15 protein-coding genes are annotated in these 14,248 nt (G+C 70.6%); 9 read left to right on the forward strand and 6 right to left on the reverse strand.

What is annotated here, in order from left to right:
• Positions 1–16 precede the first annotated feature (16 nt).
• On the forward strand, positions 17–1,165 hold the full coding sequence (locus tag ACFOYY_RS40920; protein ID WP_362784966.1) for a sensor histidine kinase: 1,149 nt from the start codon (positions 17–19) through the stop codon (positions 1,163–1,165).
• Complete coding sequence (locus ACFOYY_RS40925; RefSeq protein ID WP_362784968.1) at positions 1,162–1,827, forward strand: response regulator transcription factor; 666 nt, start codon at positions 1,162–1,164, stop codon at positions 1,825–1,827. The genes ACFOYY_RS40920 and ACFOYY_RS40925 overlap by 4 nt, the downstream gene beginning before the upstream one ends.
• A 44-nt stretch (positions 1,828–1,871) precedes the next feature.
• Here ACFOYY_RS40925 and ACFOYY_RS40930 read toward each other — a convergent pair whose 3' ends face one another.
• A complete protein-coding gene (locus ACFOYY_RS40930; RefSeq protein ID WP_386196870.1) occupies positions 1,872–2,411 on the reverse strand; it encodes a DUF1062 domain-containing protein in 540 nt (179 codons plus the stop codon).
• 341 nt (positions 2,412–2,752) lie between these two features.
• Between ACFOYY_RS40930 and ACFOYY_RS40935 the strand changes: the two genes are divergently transcribed.
• Both ACFOYY_RS40935 and ACFOYY_RS40940 read left to right on the forward strand, forming a co-directional pair.
• Positions 2,753–3,529, forward strand: a complete 777-nt coding sequence (locus tag ACFOYY_RS40935) for an HAD family hydrolase (protein ID WP_386196872.1) — start codon at positions 2,753–2,755, stop codon at positions 3,527–3,529.
• A gap of 160 nt (positions 3,530–3,689) precedes the next feature.
• Positions 3,690–3,974, forward strand: coding sequence for a pyridoxamine 5'-phosphate oxidase family protein (locus ACFOYY_RS40940; RefSeq protein WP_386196874.1), 285 nt, complete (start codon positions 3,690–3,692; stop codon positions 3,972–3,974).
• A gap of 111 nt (positions 3,975–4,085) precedes the next feature.
• Here ACFOYY_RS40940 and ACFOYY_RS40945 read toward each other — a convergent pair whose 3' ends face one another.
• The 3 genes from ACFOYY_RS40945 to ACFOYY_RS40955 form a co-directional block, all read right to left on the reverse strand.
• Positions 4,086–4,931, reverse strand: a complete 846-nt coding sequence (locus ACFOYY_RS40945; protein ID WP_352012174.1) for an alpha/beta fold hydrolase — start codon at positions 4,929–4,931, stop codon at positions 4,086–4,088.
• Positions 4,931–5,863 (reverse strand): VOC family protein, encoded by a 933-nt coding sequence (locus ACFOYY_RS40950; protein ID WP_386196876.1) that lies wholly within the window; start codon positions 5,861–5,863, stop codon positions 4,931–4,933. The genes ACFOYY_RS40945 and ACFOYY_RS40950 overlap by 1 nt, the downstream gene beginning before the upstream one ends.
• A 62-nt stretch (positions 5,864–5,925) precedes the next feature.
• Complete coding sequence (locus tag ACFOYY_RS40955) at positions 5,926–7,485, reverse strand: bifunctional 3-(3-hydroxy-phenyl)propionate/3-hydroxycinnamic acid hydroxylase (protein WP_386196878.1); 1,560 nt, start codon at positions 7,483–7,485, stop codon at positions 5,926–5,928.
• 138 nt (positions 7,486–7,623) lie between these two features.
• Between ACFOYY_RS40955 and ACFOYY_RS40960 the strand changes: the two genes are divergently transcribed.
• The gene (locus ACFOYY_RS40960) at positions 7,624–8,274 is read left to right on the forward strand and encodes a TetR/AcrR family transcriptional regulator (RefSeq protein ID WP_352012171.1); all 651 of its coding nucleotides are present in this window, start codon (positions 7,624–7,626) and stop codon (positions 8,272–8,274) included.
• 3 nt (positions 8,275–8,277) lie between these two features.
• Here ACFOYY_RS40960 and ACFOYY_RS40965 read toward each other — a convergent pair whose 3' ends face one another.
• Positions 8,278–9,030, reverse strand: a complete 753-nt coding sequence (locus ACFOYY_RS40965) for an IclR family transcriptional regulator (RefSeq protein WP_386196880.1) — start codon at positions 9,028–9,030, stop codon at positions 8,278–8,280.
• A 91-nt stretch (positions 9,031–9,121) separates the two neighbouring features.
• Between ACFOYY_RS40965 and ACFOYY_RS40970 the strand changes: the two genes are divergently transcribed.
• From ACFOYY_RS40970 to ACFOYY_RS40985, 4 genes are read left to right on the forward strand one after another with little or no spacing between them, the layout of a single operon-like run.
• Positions 9,122–10,276 carry a cupin domain-containing protein gene (locus tag ACFOYY_RS40970; RefSeq protein ID WP_352012169.1) on the forward strand — a complete coding sequence of 385 codons (1,155 nt, stop codon included), beginning with the start codon at positions 9,122–9,124 and terminating at the stop codon, positions 10,274–10,276.
• A complete protein-coding gene (locus ACFOYY_RS40975) occupies positions 10,273–11,106 on the forward strand; it encodes a fumarylacetoacetate hydrolase family protein (protein ID WP_352012168.1) in 834 nt (277 codons plus the stop codon). Before ACFOYY_RS40970 ends, ACFOYY_RS40975 begins: the two co-directional genes overlap by 4 nt.
• On the forward strand, positions 11,106–11,753 hold the full coding sequence (locus tag ACFOYY_RS40980; RefSeq protein ID WP_352012167.1) for a maleylpyruvate isomerase family mycothiol-dependent enzyme: 648 nt from the start codon (positions 11,106–11,108) through the stop codon (positions 11,751–11,753). The genes ACFOYY_RS40975 and ACFOYY_RS40980 overlap by 1 nt, the downstream gene beginning before the upstream one ends.
• Positions 11,744–13,036 carry an FAD-dependent monooxygenase gene (locus ACFOYY_RS40985; protein WP_352012166.1) on the forward strand — a complete coding sequence of 431 codons (1,293 nt, stop codon included), beginning with the start codon at positions 11,744–11,746 and terminating at the stop codon, positions 13,034–13,036. Before ACFOYY_RS40980 ends, ACFOYY_RS40985 begins: the two co-directional genes overlap by 10 nt.
• Positions 13,037–13,155: 119 nt before the next feature.
• Here ACFOYY_RS40985 and ACFOYY_RS40990 read toward each other — a convergent pair whose 3' ends face one another.
• Positions 13,156–14,040 carry an esterase-like activity of phytase family protein gene (locus ACFOYY_RS40990; protein ID WP_362785272.1) on the reverse strand — a complete coding sequence of 295 codons (885 nt, stop codon included), beginning with the start codon at positions 14,038–14,040 and terminating at the stop codon, positions 13,156–13,158.
• Between the last annotated feature and the right edge of the window lie 208 nt (positions 14,041–14,248).

Raw genomic sequence — 14,248 nt, forward strand, 5'->3', positions numbered from 1 at the left:
GATCCGGGGCCTCCGCATGGCCGAGTCGTTCGCACGGCGCGAACCCACTCCTGTCCGGCACTTCGCCCGGATCATCGACATCACGCTCGCCGTCCTGACCCTGGTCTTCTTCGTCGCCGTGGCCCTCGCCACCGGGGTGCACAGCCCCTGGCAGGGCCAGATCCCCCTCGGTCTGTTTCTCGGAGCGCTCCTGCTGGTAAGACGCCGCTGGCCGATGACCGTGCTGCTGTTGTCGATCGGCGGTGTCTTCGTCTACCACCTCACCGGACACTGGTCTCCCCCCGGTTGGATCTGGCCGGTCGCGGTCGCCTACTTCACCGTGGCCACCACACCACGTGTGCGCTGGGTGCCCGTCATCGGCCTGGCCCAACTGGTCTACTCCGCTGTCGACGCCCGCTGGGTCCTGGACAGGAACCCGACCCACTATCTGACCCACGTCGTGGGGGAAGGACTGCTCCTGGCGATCCTCATCGCCGCCGGCCTCACCTACGCCGCCACGACGCGCTGGCGTGAGCGGTTGCGCGAATCCGACAACCGTGCCCGCGCCGCCGAGGAACGGCTGCACGTCTCGCACGAGGTACACGACATCATCGCGCACACCCTGGCCGTCGTCGGGGTGCAGCTCAACGTCGCCGCCGACACCCTCCAGGAGGACCCGGCCGAGGCCGCCGCCGCGCTACGCCTGGCGAAGGACGTCAGGAACCGGGCGATGAGCGACCTTCGCTCGCTCATCGCGACCCTGCGTGACAGCCCGGCCGACATCGCGCCCCAGGCGGACCTGGCCTCCCTGGACGCTCTCATCGCGGACATCCGCGCCGCCGGGCTTGAGGTGATCCTCGATGAGCGCGGCGACCGCGCGGCCGTCTCCGCCACTCCCGCCATCGCCGTCTACCGCGTCGTTCAGGAGTCCCTGGCCAACACGCTCAAGCACGGGGAGGCGAGCAAGGCCGAGGTGACGATCGGCTACCGGCTGCACTCGATCACCGTCGAGATCATCGACGACGGCCGCGGCGTCCCGGGTGGCGCCGATGTCACCGAGGGCCACGGCCTGGCCGGCATGCGCGAACGGGTGAGCGCGCTCGGGGGCGAGTTCACCGCGGGCCCCGTCCCCGGTGGCGGCTTCGCCGTACGGGCCGACATCCCTGTGGCAGGCTCGATGGCATGACGATCAAGGTCCTCCTCGCCGACGACCAGGCGCTCGTACGGGCCGGCTTCCGCAGCCTGCTGGCCCGCTCCCGGGACATCACCGTCGTCGGCGAGGCCCAGGACGGCGACGAAGCCGTACGGCTGACCGTGAGCACCCGCCCTGACGTGGTTCTCATGGACATCCGCATGCCGGGCACCGACGGGATCACCGCCACGCGCCGCATCGTCACCGACCCGGCCATCCTGGGCTGCCGCGTCATCATCCTCACCACGTTCGACACCGACGAACACGTCTTCGCCGCCCTGCGCGCCGGAGCCAGCGGCTTCCTCACCAAGGAGGTCGAGCCCGCGGAACTCCGCCGGGCGGTCGCCGCCGTCGCCGGTGGGGACGCGCTCCTGTCGCCGGGCGTCACCCGCCGTGTCGTCGAGCGGTTCGCCCACCGGCAGGACTTCACGCCTGACGCGGGGCGGCGAATGGCCGCCCTCACCTCCCGGGAACTGGAGACGGTCAAGCTCGTGGCGCTCGGACTCTCCAACAACGAGATCGCCGAGCACCTCGTCATCAGCCCGTTCACCGCCAAGACCCACATCACCAGGGCCATCGCCAAACTGAACGTGCGCGACAGGGTCCAGCTGGTCATTTTGGCCTACGAGAGCGGCCTCGTACGGCCCGGCGCGTGACGACGACTCCGAGGAGGTGGTGAGGCCGGGTGGCCTCACCACCTCTAGTTCTCAGCCATCACGGTGAAGGTGAATCCGGTGCTCGTCGTACGGCGCAGCGAGACGTCGCACTTGACCCGGCGCAACACCTCGTTCCTGCTGAGGCCGAGCCCCCGCGCGATGAGCCGTTCCGGACGCACCGGCACCGGATCGTCGAAGGTGACCTCCACCTGGACCGGCCACGCCTCGTCGAGCCATGCCGACGGGGTCTCCAGCCGCCAGGCCCCCGTCCAGTCGAGGGTGAAGTGGTTGCGCTGGGCGAACAGCGGGTCCAGCAGTCTGGACGCCACCAGTCCCGGATCGTTGACGAGATAGCCGTCGAGTTGGGCCGGATCGAGGGATCTGACCGGCGCCCGCTCGTGCACGGTGAGCTTGCTCGTCCGGTCGCAGGACACGCAGCGGACCAGCAGCCACACGTCCAGCAGCTTGCCGTTGGCGTTGACGCGGAACCTGCCCTCGCCGGTGGTGGCCGACTCCGACCGGCAGTCCACGCACCGCAACGACAGCAGGGGAAGCCTGGTCCGACGGATGACCCAGGGCAGCACGATATGAGGTTGTGAAGACATGATCTCTCTAGACCTGACACGAGGCCGATTGCGCGCGGCCTCAAACGCCGCGGAACCGGGCGCGCGAGGGCAGCCCGGCGGAACCGACGAGAGCGTCGGCTACAGGTGAGCGAAGAAACGTGTCAGGTCAAAGAGCAGGCGGGGTCACGCGGTCTTGTCCTCTGTCCTCACGACGACGGTGCTTGGGGCAAGCTACGGGAACGCGGCAGGAGGCCTCAAGCGGTTTTCCGACGGTGTCGGCTCGCCGGGCCCTCGGGTGAAGCCGCCGGACGGCTCCACCCCCCGCGTGCCGGGGACGGGTGCCAAGGGATGATCCTGCCATGGCGGATGTGATTTTCTTCGACCTGGACGGCACCCTGGTGGATCACCGAAGCGCGGTCCTGGAAACGATCGGCCAGGTCGTCCGGGCCGCGCCCAACGCGACGGCTCCATTGGAGGAGCTGGTGACGTCGTGGTGGACGCTGGAGGGACGCCACATGCGGGAGTACCTCGCCGGTCAGTGTTCCTTCGCCGAACACCACCGGCGTAGGGTCCGCTCCTTCCTGCCCATGCTCGGCGAGCCGGTCCCGGAGGACCCCGCTCTTCTGGACGCCTGGATCACCGAGCGCTACCTCACCGCGTTCGAGAAGTCCTGGCGGAGCTATCCCGACGTCCGGCCATGTCTGGAGACCCTGAAACGACTCCCCCACGGACCGCGCCTGGCCGTCCTCACCAACGGCGACCCCGGACAGCAGCGCGCCAAGCTCGCCCGCTTCGGCCTCCTGGAGTACTTCGAGGCCGTCCTGACCCCGACCGAGCTCGGTACGGCCAAGCCCGCCGCCTACGCCGCCGCCTGCCGGTGGATGCGGACGGACCCGGCCCGGGCGGTCAACGTGGGCGACATGCTGGAAAGTGACGTGAACGCGGCCTCCCTCGCCGGGCTCACCGGCGTCTGGCTGGACCGCGGCATCGACTTCGTCACCGGTGAGCCGTCACCGGCGGCGGAGGAGACCGTGCTCCGCGTCGAACGTCTCACCGACCTCCCCGGCCGCCTGTCGTTCACGGAGTCGACACGCCGGCACAGGTCTTCGAGCGGCGTGACAACCCCACCGGCATGATCGATCAGCTCATCCCCGGGGATCCCATGGGAAGAGACGACCGCCGGGTCCGGCGGTGGCGGCCGGAGATAATCCGAAACTCGGAGCCGACGGACGTCGAGAACGCTCCGGCGGCTCCGTCCCCGGGGTGGAACACGACGACGACCTTGGAGGAACGGCCATGCGAGCGAACGAGATCACCGAGATTCCGGACCGGCCGATCAGCCGGGAGCTGCCGGCCCGTCACGTGGCCCGGCTGGCGTACGTGGCCAAGGACGGCACGCCCAGGAACATTCCGATCGCGTTCACCTGGAACGGCTCGGAGATCGTCATGTGCACCACGAAGAACGCCCCGAAGCCTCCGGCCCTGCGCGAGAACCCGATGGTCGCCCTGACGATCGACACCGAGGTGCACCCGCCCAAGATCCTGCTGATCCGCGGGCGGGCCGAGCGCGAGAACGCCTGAGAACGGCCCCGCCCACAGCGAGGAGAACTCAAGCACTGCCGGGGCGCTCCCGCACTGGCAGCCCGGTCGTACGGCTCAACCGCGCGGGGCCGGTCGGCCCCGCCGGTCGGGTCAGTTGTTCGCGACGAAGTCGACGACCAGCCGGTTGAACTCGTCGGCGTGCTCGATCATCGCCCAGTGCCCGCAGTGGTTGAGCAGCACCAGCCTGCTGTTCGGGATGTTCGCCAGCAGGTACAGCGAGGTCTCGAACGAGACGACGCGGTCGTCGCGGCCGTGGATGAGCAGGGTCGGCACCTGGATCGCCGGCAGTGCCTCCGGCTTGACCCACTTCGGCAGCGGCGCGCCCTTCGGCAGGCCGTCCACGTAGTTGCGCAGATGGTCCGGACGGGCGAGCGCGGCGTCCGAACGCGCCTGGCACAACTCGGGGGTGGCGAAGCGGGCCTTGTCGTAGACCATGATCTCGACGAGCCTGCGCATGTTCTCCGGGCTCGCGTCGTGGTAGGCCTCGATCAGCACCTTGAGGCCTTCGGAGGGGCCGCCGCCGGCACCGAAGAGCGTCGGCATCCGGCCGACCGGCGGGCCCATGGTGACCAGGTGCGAGATCCGGTCCGGGTGCTCGGTGGCCAGACGCAGCGAGGTCTGACCGCCCATCGAGTTGCCGACGAACGCGGCCTTCTCGATGCCGAGGGCGTCCAAGAACTGGATCACCGCCTCCACGTGGTCGAGCCGGTCGACGGTCGCGGGGTCCGACTCGCCCCAGCCGGGCATGTCGACGGCGTACACGTGGAAGTGCTCGGCCAGCGCCTCGATGTTGCCCGCGAAGTTACTCCACCCGGTCGCGCCCGGCCCGCTGCCGTGCAGCAGGACGACCGGGTGGCCGGAGCCCGCCTCGTAGTAGCGGAGCTTCCAGTCGTTCGTCTGGACCGTGCGGGCGATGTCCTTGGGGTCGAGGGCCATCAGTGGTCTTCTCCGTTCGGTGCGGGTGCGGCGGCGAGCAGTTCGGCGACGACGGCCGAGGGGCGGTGACCCCAGCTGTGCAGCTTGTCGAGCGTCCTGACCTCCCACGTCTCGTCGTCGATGATCAGCCCGCCCCAGCCGTACTCGACGCTGAAGCCCGAGGGCGTGAAGACGTAGAAGCTGAACATGTGGTCGTTCGGGTGCATGCCGAGTGTCATCTCGAACGGCTGCTTGGTGTCCATGCACCGGTCGTAGGCCCTGCCGACGTCGCGGATGTCGGTCACCTCGACCATGAAGTGGTGGGTCCTCTTCGGCGACGGCAGGTCACCGAAGGCCACGGTGTGGTGGCGGCCGTTGCAGTGCAGGAAGATCAGGTCGGCGACCACACCCGGGGTCACCTCCTCGACGATGATGTCGCTGACCTTGAAGCCGAGCAGGTCGATGTAGAAGCCCAGGTAGGTCTCCCGTGGGACGTCGTGCGCCAGGAGGACCTGGTGGCCCGCGCCGCCCGCGCCCGTCACGAAGCCGCCGAGCAGCTTGGCGGACTCGAACGGAGTGGCGGCCTCGGCCAGGCCGGTGACCAGCTCGATGCGGTTGCCCATCGGGTCCGCGGTGACGAAGATCCGCTCCACCTTGCGGGCGGCGGCGAGGGCGGGGTCGCCCTCGGCGACCTCGATCCCGGCCGCGCGCACCTTCTCGACCAGCGCGTCGAGCTCGGCCGCGTCGACGACCTCGTAGCCCGTGGCCACCAGGTCGTCGGCGGGGCCCTCGGTGACGATCCAGCGGTGGGCCTTCTCGTCGGTGCGCAGGGTGAACCCGGTGCCGGTTCTCTCGCCGATCGGCATGCCCAGCAGCTCGACGCCGAAGTGCTCCCAGTCGGCGAGGTCGCTGACCTCGTAGACGACGTAACCGAGCTCCTTGACTCGGGGCATCTCTCTTCTCCTTCTTCTCAGGCCTCTCAGATTTCTCAGGCCGGTGGCCCGGCCTGCCGGTCTCAGGCGGGCACGGCGAGGGCGGGTACGGCGAGGCCGCCGACGTCGGACGCGGCGACGAACCTGTCGGGGCGCAGCGCCACGGCGCGGGCGCCGTACCTGCGCAGCCACGGCAGCAGGACCTCGTCCAGGTCGACCAGTTCGTCCGGCCCCTGCGTGTACGCCGTCTTCGGCCGCACCGCGACGTAGCGCGCGCCGAGCGCGTCCCAGTCCGCCTTCTCCTCCGCCGTCAGCAGGGTCGAGGGATCGACGTCGCCGCCGAGCAGCACGAAGCCGTCGCCGAGGAGGTCGTCCAGGCGCACCATCCGGCCGATCGCGTCGCCGGCGATCGGCTGCGGGACCATCCGGCCGACGATGCTGGCATCGCCCAGCGGGCCCCTGATCCAGCCGCCCTCAAGCACCGGCGGGGCGATGAGCGGTGGCTCGAACGGGGTGACCGTGTCCTGGGGCACCGTGTTCATCGCGGCCTGCTCCTGTTCGGACAGCTCCTGCTTGATGACCCGTCCGAGCTGGACCGCGAGGCCGGTGTAGAAGGCGGCGTTCGGACGCCGTTCCGCCTCGTAGGTCTCCAGCCAGCTCTCGGGCAGCTCGCCTTTGATCACGCGGGCGAGTTTCCAGCACAGGTTGTGGGCGTCGCGCATTCCGGTCTGCATTCCGGCGCCCGCCCACGGCGGCATCAGGTGGGCCGCGTCGCCGGCCAGGAAGACCCGGCCCCGGCGCCAGGTGTCGGCCATCCGGGTGTGGTGCCGGTAGAAGGCGTGCTGGTGGATCTCGACGTCCTCCTCCGTGACGCCGAGCGCCTGGAGCAGCGGCCATACCTCGGCGCTGGTCGGGTAGTCCGCCGGGGACTCGTCGGGCTTGAGCGGGATCTCCCAGCGGTGGTTGCCCGCGGACAGCGCGATGTCGACGACCGGGCGTTCCTTGTCGGACCAGAAGGTCAGGAAGTCGCGGTCGGGCCACCACCGCTTGACGCGGCAGTCGATGACCACCCATGTGACGTCGTTGGTGTCGCCCAGCAGCCGGCAGCCCACCTCGTCCCGGGTCGTGCTGCTGCCGCCGTCGGCGCCGATCGCGTACCGGGCGCGGACGGTGCGGGTCTCACCGGTCGCGGTGTCCGTCGAGGTGACGGTGACGCCGTCGTCGTGCTGGTCGATCCCGGTGACCTCGGCGCCGTAGTGGACGGTGATGCGGTCGCCGTACTCCAGCGCGGCGGCGCGCAGTTCGGTCTCCATCGTCGGCTGGTAGATGTTGTAGAAGCGCGGCTTGCGGCCCAGCGTCGAGGGCGGGTGCTCGACCCGCATGATCTCCGTGCCGTCGTAGGTCACCCAGCGCAGGGCCCGCTGGGGGTCGATCTTCTTCTCGATCCGCTCGTCGATGCCGAGATCCTGGAAGATCCGCATCGTCCAGTCGTTGACGGTCACGGCCCGGGCTCGGGGGTAGATGTCCCTGTCCCGTTCGAGGGCGACGGCGGAGACTCCGTACCTGGCGAGGGTGAGTGCGGCGATCACACCGGTCGGGCCGTATCCGATGATCGCGACATCCGCGTCGTAGCTCTCGGTCATGCGCTGACTCCGTTGTCCTGGCCGCGTGTGCTCGGCGCGGCAGTTTTGGACCGATCGGTCGGTACGATAGTGAGGAGGGTAACAATGACCAGCGGCGATGTGTCAAGAGCCGCCCTCCGAGTCCCTAGAATTCGGCGAGTGGACAAGCCCGCGCCGAAGGCGCAGACCGGGAACCGCCGAGGCCGACGGTCACGCCAGGAGATCCTCGACGCGACCGCCCGGGTGATGTCCGTGCGCGGCTACGCGGGCACGTCGATGTCGACCCTCATCAAGGAGACGGGCCTGCCGAGGAGTGCCTTCTACCACCACTTCGAGTCCAAGGCGGGGCTGCTGTCGGCCGTCATGTCCCAGGGTGCGAGCGACTACTTCGACGCCATGCGCGAGGCCCACCGCAACCCGCCGGAGGGCGGCACCCCGCGCGAGCGCCTCGGGTGGTACCTGCGCAGGACCGGTGAGGTCTTCGAGCACCGGGAGGCGTTCCTGCGCCTGCTGCTGGTGCTGGTCATGAGCAACGAGGCGGCCGAGGCTCCGGAGGCGCTGCGAACCGTGATCGCGGTCCGCGACGAGGGCCGCGACTACATGCGGCACATGATCCGCTCCTCGTTCCTGAGCGAGGGCGAGGAGGCCGCGAACACGGTCGCGGACGCCCTCGCCCACTTCGGCATGGCCGGATTCGACGGCGCGTTCGTCTCGCTCCAGTCGGAGGACGGCAAGCCGATCTCGGAGTTCATGGAGCAGCTCGCCGACGCCATGACGGCGATCGGCGAGGCACTGATCGCCCGCCACTGAGCCTCAGAGGGCGCGCGTGATCGCGTCGGCGGCGGCCGTGAGGGCGGCGGTGAGCGGCTTGACCTGCTCCGGCGAGTAACGGACGCTGGGCATCGAGATCGACAGCGCCGCGACGGTCGCACCGGAGCGATCCCTCACCGCGCACCCCATCGCGGTCACGCCCCGCTCGGTGCGCTCAAGGTTGAGCACGACACCGCTGAGCCGTACGGACCGGAGCTCACGGCGAAGCCTCGTCAGGTCGGGCAGCTCCTCGGCGGGGTCGTGCCGGTCGTCGGCGGCGTACAGGGTCACGAGTTCCTCGTCCGGGAGCGCCGCCAGCGCCACCAGGCCGCCGGTCGCCTGGTGGGCGGGGAAGACCATGCCCTCGCGGCTGCCCACCCGCAGGGCCTGGGCGCACTCGACCGAGGCGATGAACCGGACGTTCCTGCCGGTGCGGATGCTGAGGTTCACGGTCTCGTCGATCCGGTCGACCAGGGCCCGCATCGGCCCGAGGGCCGCCGCCCGGAGCGTGCCGACGTCGGACTGGGCACGCTCGGCGAGGGCGAGGATGGGGCCCACCCGGTAGGTCCGGTCCTCGTCCTGCACCGCGAAGTCGCGGTAGACCAGCGCGGTCAGCAGCCGGTGGGCCGTGGAACGGGCGACGCCCAGCCGTTCGGCCGCCGCGGAGACCGTGATCGCCCCGTCGAGCTGGAGGATCTGCGCGAGCCTGAGGGCGTGGTCGACGCTGTTCGAGGCGTAGGCCGGCGGAGTCTTCATCGGCTTCACCATGGTCCGATCCTGACACAGCCTGTTCTGCTGTGCAGAATCCTCTGTTCCTGATCCGTCGCGTCAGCGGATAGTCAGGACCATGTCCGACGCGCACGCCATCACGTCGCCGGTCAGCGTCACCGCTGAGGACCGGCCCGACCAGCCTCCCGTCAGCCCCGAACTCGAAGACCTCTACCGCGGGTTCGAGAAGGCGCTGCTCGTCCCGCTGTGGACGGAGATCGGCGACCTGATGCCGCGGCACCCGCGTTCCAAGGCCCGGCCGCACCGCTGGAACTGGAGCGAACTGCTCGAACTCGCCGGCCGTTCCGGGAACCTGGTCCCCGTCGGCCGCGGCGGCGAGCGCCGCGCGATCGCGCTGGCCAACCCGGGCCTGGGCGGCAAGCCCTACGCGACCCCGACCCTGTGGGCCGCGATCCAGTACCTCATGCCGGGCGAGGACGCGCCCGAGCACCGGCACACCCAGAACGCCTTCCGCTTCGTCGTCGAGGGCGAGGGAGTGTGGACCGTGGTCGAGCGCGACCCGGTGCCGATGCGCCGGGGCGACTTCCTCCCCCAGCCCGGCCTGCACTGGCACGCCCACCACAACTCGGCGAGTACGCCGATGGCCTGGATCGACGGGCTCGACATCCCGTTCCAGTACGGCATCGAGGGGCAGTTCTTCGACTTCGGCCGGGACACCCTCACCGAGGAGGAGCACGCCACCCCCGATCGTTCCCGCGCCGAGCGGCTCTGGGGGCACCCCGGCCTGGCACCGGTCTCACAGCTCGGCCGCCGCGAGGGCACACCCCTTCTGCGTTATCGCTGGACCGACACCGACGCCGCGCTGACCGGCCAGCTCACGCTGGAGCGGGAGGGCCACCCGGCCACGGTCGAGCCGGGTCACGCCCTGGTCCGCTACACCAACCCGACCACCGCCGACGACGTGCTGCCGACGATCCGGGCGCAGTTCCACCGGATCACCACCGGCACGGAGACCGCGCCGTACCGGGAGACCGGCTCGTCGGTCTACCAGGTCTTCGACGGGTCCGGCCGGGTCACCGTCGGCGACCGGACCTGGACGGTGACCCGCGGAGATCTCTTCGTCGTCCCGTCCTGGCAGCCGCTGTCGATCCGCTCGGAGGCGTCGGCGTCCGACTCCGACTCGGGCGCGCTCGACCTGTTCCAGTTCGGCGACGCCCCGATCTTCACCAAGCTCAACCTGTTTCGCAGCCACACCGAAAGGGACAGCCGATGAAGCTCGCCACCATCCGCCTGGGTGACCAGCGCACCGCCGCCGTCCGCGTCGAGGGCGACCAGCTCGTCGAGGTGGGCCTGCCCGACGTCGGCGCCGTGCTGGCCGCGCCCGGCGGTCTCGCGACCGCCGCGACGGCCGACGGCACCAGGCACCCGCTCGCCGGAGCCGACCTCGCCCCGGTCGTGCCCCGGCCCGGCAAGGTCATCTGCGTCGGGTTGAACTACCAGAACCACATCAAGGAGATGGGCCGCGACCTCCCGGAGTACCCGACCCTCTTCTCCAAGTTCACCGACACGCTCATCGGCGCCACCGACGACATCCGGCGCCCCGAGGAGACCGAGCAGTTCGACTGGGAGGCCGAACTCGCCGTCGTCGTCGGCCGGCAGGTACGCCGGGCGGACGAGGAGCAGGCGGTCGCCGCGATCGCGGGGTTCACCGTGCTCAACGACATCACGTGCCGTGACTGGCAGTTCCGGACCCGGGAGTGGCTGCAGGGCAAGAACTGGGACTCGACCACCCCGATCGGCCCGTTCCTCGTCACCGCCGACGAGACCGGCCCGCGGCCGGCGCTCGACATCCGCTGCGAGATCGACGGTCAGGTGACGCAGTCCGACAACACCGGCGACCTGCTCTTCGACCCGGTCCACCTGATCCGTTACGTCTCGACGATGGTGCGCCTCAACCCGGGCGACGTGATCGCGACCGGCACCCCCGGCGGGGTCGGTCACGCCCGCAGGCCACCGGTCTTCCTGAAGGGCGGCGAGCTGGTCGTGACCGAGATCGAGGGTCTCGGCCGCCTTGAGAACCGCGTCGTCCCCGAAGGCGCGTGATGGCACGCGACCTCGCCACCACACTCGCGTGGGCCGAGACGGGGACCCGGCTGTGCGTGTCGGCGATCACCGGCCTGTCCGAGGAGGAGTACGGCGCCGCCTCGGCCCTGCCCGGCTGGACGCGCAAGCACCTCGTGGCGCACCTGGCCGCGAACGCCGAGGCGGTCGGCAACCTGATCCACTGGGCGCGCACCGGCGAGAGGACCCCGATGTACGGCTCCCCGCAGGAACGCGCCGAGGGGATCGAGCGGGGTTCCCGGCTGGGCGCCGGCGAACTGTCACGGTGGTTCACGGAGTCGGCCGCGACTCTGGCCACCGCGATGGCGGCGCTGCCCGACGAGGCGTGGCGGACCCAGGTGGTGACCGCGCAGGGCCGTACCGTGCCGGCGAGCGAGGTCCCGTGGATGCGCAGCCGGGAGGTCATGGTGCACGCCGTGGACCTCGCCACCGGGCTCACCTTCGCCGACCTTCCCGACGGCTTCCTGCTGGCGCTGCGGGAGGACGTCCTCGCCAAGCGGGGTCTCGACGCGGTGCCCGGCGTCGAAGGGTCCCTGGCCGACGTCACCGCCTACCTGGCCGGACGTCCCACGACCGGGGTGACCGCCGTCGGCGGCGGCCTCCCACCGACCCTGCCCCCGTGGCTGTGACGAGAAGGACCGATCCCATGGGCGTCTTCCCCTCAACCCGTGCCGACGTGATCGTCGTCGGGGGCGGCATCGGCGGCCTGTCCGCGGCGCTCGCCCTGACCCGTCAGGGGCTGCGGGTCAGGGTGCACGAGCGGTCGTCGGTGTTCGGCGAGGTCGGCGCGGGCCTCCAGCTGGCGCCGAACTGCACCCGCATCCTGGACCGCTACGGGCTGCTGGAGGAGGCGGCCTCCCTCGGCGTGCTGCCCGAGGCCATGGTCATGAAGGACGCCGTGGACGACGACGACCTGACCCGGCTGGACCTGCGCGACCTGGAGCGCCGTTACGGCTACCCCTACCTGGTGATCCACCGCAGCGACCTGCACGGGATCCTGCTCCGCGCCTGTGAGCGGGCGGGTGTCGAGCTCCTGACCGACGCCCACTGCACGTCGTACGAGAACGTCGCCGGTGGCGCCCGGGTCCGTTTCGCCGACGGCGGCGCCGACGAGGCGGAGGTGGTGATCGCCGCGGACGGGCTGCACTCGGTCGCCCGCGAACTGCTGGTCAAGGACGAGCCGGTGAGTTCGGCGTACGTCGCCTACCGCGGCGCCGTGCCGTTCGAGAAGGTCGCCGACAACGGCATCCACGACAAGGACGTCGTCGTGTACGTCGGCCCCCGCTGCCACTTCGTCCAGTATCCGCTGCGGGGCGGCGAGATGTTCAACCAGGTCGCCGTGTTCGAGTCGCCGAAGGCGCTGGCCGGTGAGGACGACTGGGGAACACCGGACGAGCTGGACGCGGCGTTCGCGGGAACCTGCGAGCGGGTCCGGAAGGGGCTGCCGCTGATGTGGCGCGACCGGTGGTGGCGGATGTACGACCGTGACCCGATCATGACCTGGGTGACCGGCCGGATCGCGCTGCTCGGTGACGCGGCGCACCCGCCCCTGCAGTACATGGCGCAGGGCGCGATCATGGCGATCGAGGACGGCTGGGTGCTCGGGGAGCACGTCGCCGCCCAGCGCGCGCGGCGGACCGGTGACGGCTCCGGCGTCGACTGGGACGCGGCGCTCGCCGCCTATGAGGCCGTACGGCCCGAGCACTGCCGCCGCGTCGTCACCACCGCCCGGGCGTGGGGCGAGCTGTGGCACCTCGAAGGCGTCCTGAGGCTGCGGCGCAACGCCCTCCTGCGTGGCCGTGACGTCTACGACTACTCGTTCGTCGACTGGATCTACGGCCCCACGGCGCTGGTCCCCGAGGACGAACCGGAGATGTTCCAGCCGATCCCCCTGGACACCGTGCCGCTCTGACCGTGCCACTTTTGACCGCTTCGCTTCCGCCCGAGGCGGGCGGTACCGCCCCGGGCGACGACCGGCGGCACCGGACACGTTGGCGCCGGGTCGCCCGGGAACGTGTTCTCGACGGCCGGTCAGCAGGTGACGGTGCCCCTACGGATGGCGTGGCCGCCGTCGTTGTCGTCGTCGGCCCAGTAGACGGGCTTGGACCCGTTGACGCATTCGTCGGCTCCGGCGAGGGAGAAGCCCTCGTTGTTGTAGTCGGGCATGCCGGTGGGCCGGTCGTGGACGGCGGTGACGGCGAAGGCCCCCGAGGCGTCGACCTTCAGGGTGCGGTGCTGGCCGCCGCAGTTGTCGTCGCAGACGGCCCACAGCCGGAGGGCCTGCGGTTCCCACTGCAGTTCCATGACACCGGCCATGCCGCTGCTGGTCGAGGAGATCCGGGTGAAGGCCCCGGAGTCCTCAAGGACGTAGCCGTGGATCATGCCGGTGCCCTCGACGCCGAGGAAGAAAACACCTCCGGTGTGGGCGCCGTAGCCGCCGGGGTCGTAGGCCGCGCCGGTCGAGGCGTCCTTGAACCCGGCGCCGGTGAGGTAGCCGTCGGGGATCCAGGTGACGCCCTCGAAGCCGAGGTTGGAGCCCACGGACGGCAGGCTCGCGGTGAGGTTCCACTCCTTGGTCGCGGTCAGCGTCGTGCCGCTGCCGGAGACGTCGTAGCGCAGGACGGAGAGCCTGCTGCTGCCGGAACCGTTGCGCTCGCTGGAGACGAACACCCCTCCGGCCGCGCCGGAGCCGGTGACGGTGACGCCCTCGCTGTCGGGGGCGCCGGAGCCGCCGGGGAAGCGAAGCGCCTTGCCGGAGGTCCAGCCGCCGGTGGTGTCGGGCTTCCAGCCGCCGGAGCCGTTCGGGACCAGGCGCCACAGCCTGCCGCTGTTCTGCGCGCCCCACAGTACCCCGCCGGTCTGGTGGAGGCCGCTGAGGTCCTCACCGAAAACGTTCGACCCGTCGGCGGTGGACACCGAGGAACCGCCCGGCCAGGCGACCGATGCCAGGGAACTCGCCGGGGCGACCCCGTTTTCTGTGGCTTTTGTGGCTTCTTCGACTTGTGTGACGGGCGCGACGGATGTCGCGTTGGCGATCGTCGGTGTGGCCGTCATGCCGAGCGCCATCGCGCCGGCGATCAGGATTCCGCGGGCCGGTCGGCCGGATAACGGGCGGGGGGTCCGA

This window comes from Streptosporangium jomthongense (assembly GCF_042650425.1).
GTDB lineage: Bacteria > Actinomycetota > Actinomycetes > Streptosporangiales > Streptosporangiaceae > Streptosporangium.

Excerpts from the sequence above, each read along its gene's own strand:
- ACFOYY_RS40920 (WP_362784966.1), top strand. The coding sequence starts at position 17 with ATGGCCGAGTCGTTCGCACGGCGCGAACCCACTCCTGTCCGGCACTTC.
- ACFOYY_RS40925 (WP_362784968.1), top strand. The coding sequence starts at position 1,162 with ATGACGATCAAGGTCCTCCTCGCCGACGACCAGGCGCTCGTACGGGCC.
- ACFOYY_RS40935 (WP_386196872.1), top strand. The coding sequence starts at position 2,753 with ATGGCGGATGTGATTTTCTTCGACCTGGACGGCACCCTGGTGGATCAC.
- ACFOYY_RS40940 (WP_386196874.1), top strand. The coding sequence starts at position 3,690 with ATGCGAGCGAACGAGATCACCGAGATTCCGGACCGGCCGATCAGCCGG.
- ACFOYY_RS40945 (WP_352012174.1), bottom strand. The coding sequence starts at position 4,931 with ATGGCCCTCGACCCCAAGGACATCGCCCGCACGGTCCAGACGAACGAC.
- ACFOYY_RS40950 (WP_386196876.1), bottom strand. The coding sequence starts at position 5,863 with ATGCCCCGAGTCAAGGAGCTCGGTTACGTCGTCTACGAGGTCAGCGAC.
- ACFOYY_RS40955 (WP_386196878.1), bottom strand. The coding sequence starts at position 7,485 with ATGACCGAGAGCTACGACGCGGATGTCGCGATCATCGGATACGGCCCG.
- ACFOYY_RS40965 (WP_386196880.1), bottom strand. The coding sequence starts at position 9,030 with ATGAAGACTCCGCCGGCCTACGCCTCGAACAGCGTCGACCACGCCCTC.
- ACFOYY_RS40970 (WP_352012169.1), top strand. The coding sequence starts at position 9,122 with ATGTCCGACGCGCACGCCATCACGTCGCCGGTCAGCGTCACCGCTGAG.
- ACFOYY_RS40975 (WP_352012168.1), top strand. The coding sequence starts at position 10,273 with ATGAAGCTCGCCACCATCCGCCTGGGTGACCAGCGCACCGCCGCCGTC.
- ACFOYY_RS40980 (WP_352012167.1), top strand. The coding sequence starts at position 11,106 with ATGGCACGCGACCTCGCCACCACACTCGCGTGGGCCGAGACGGGGACC.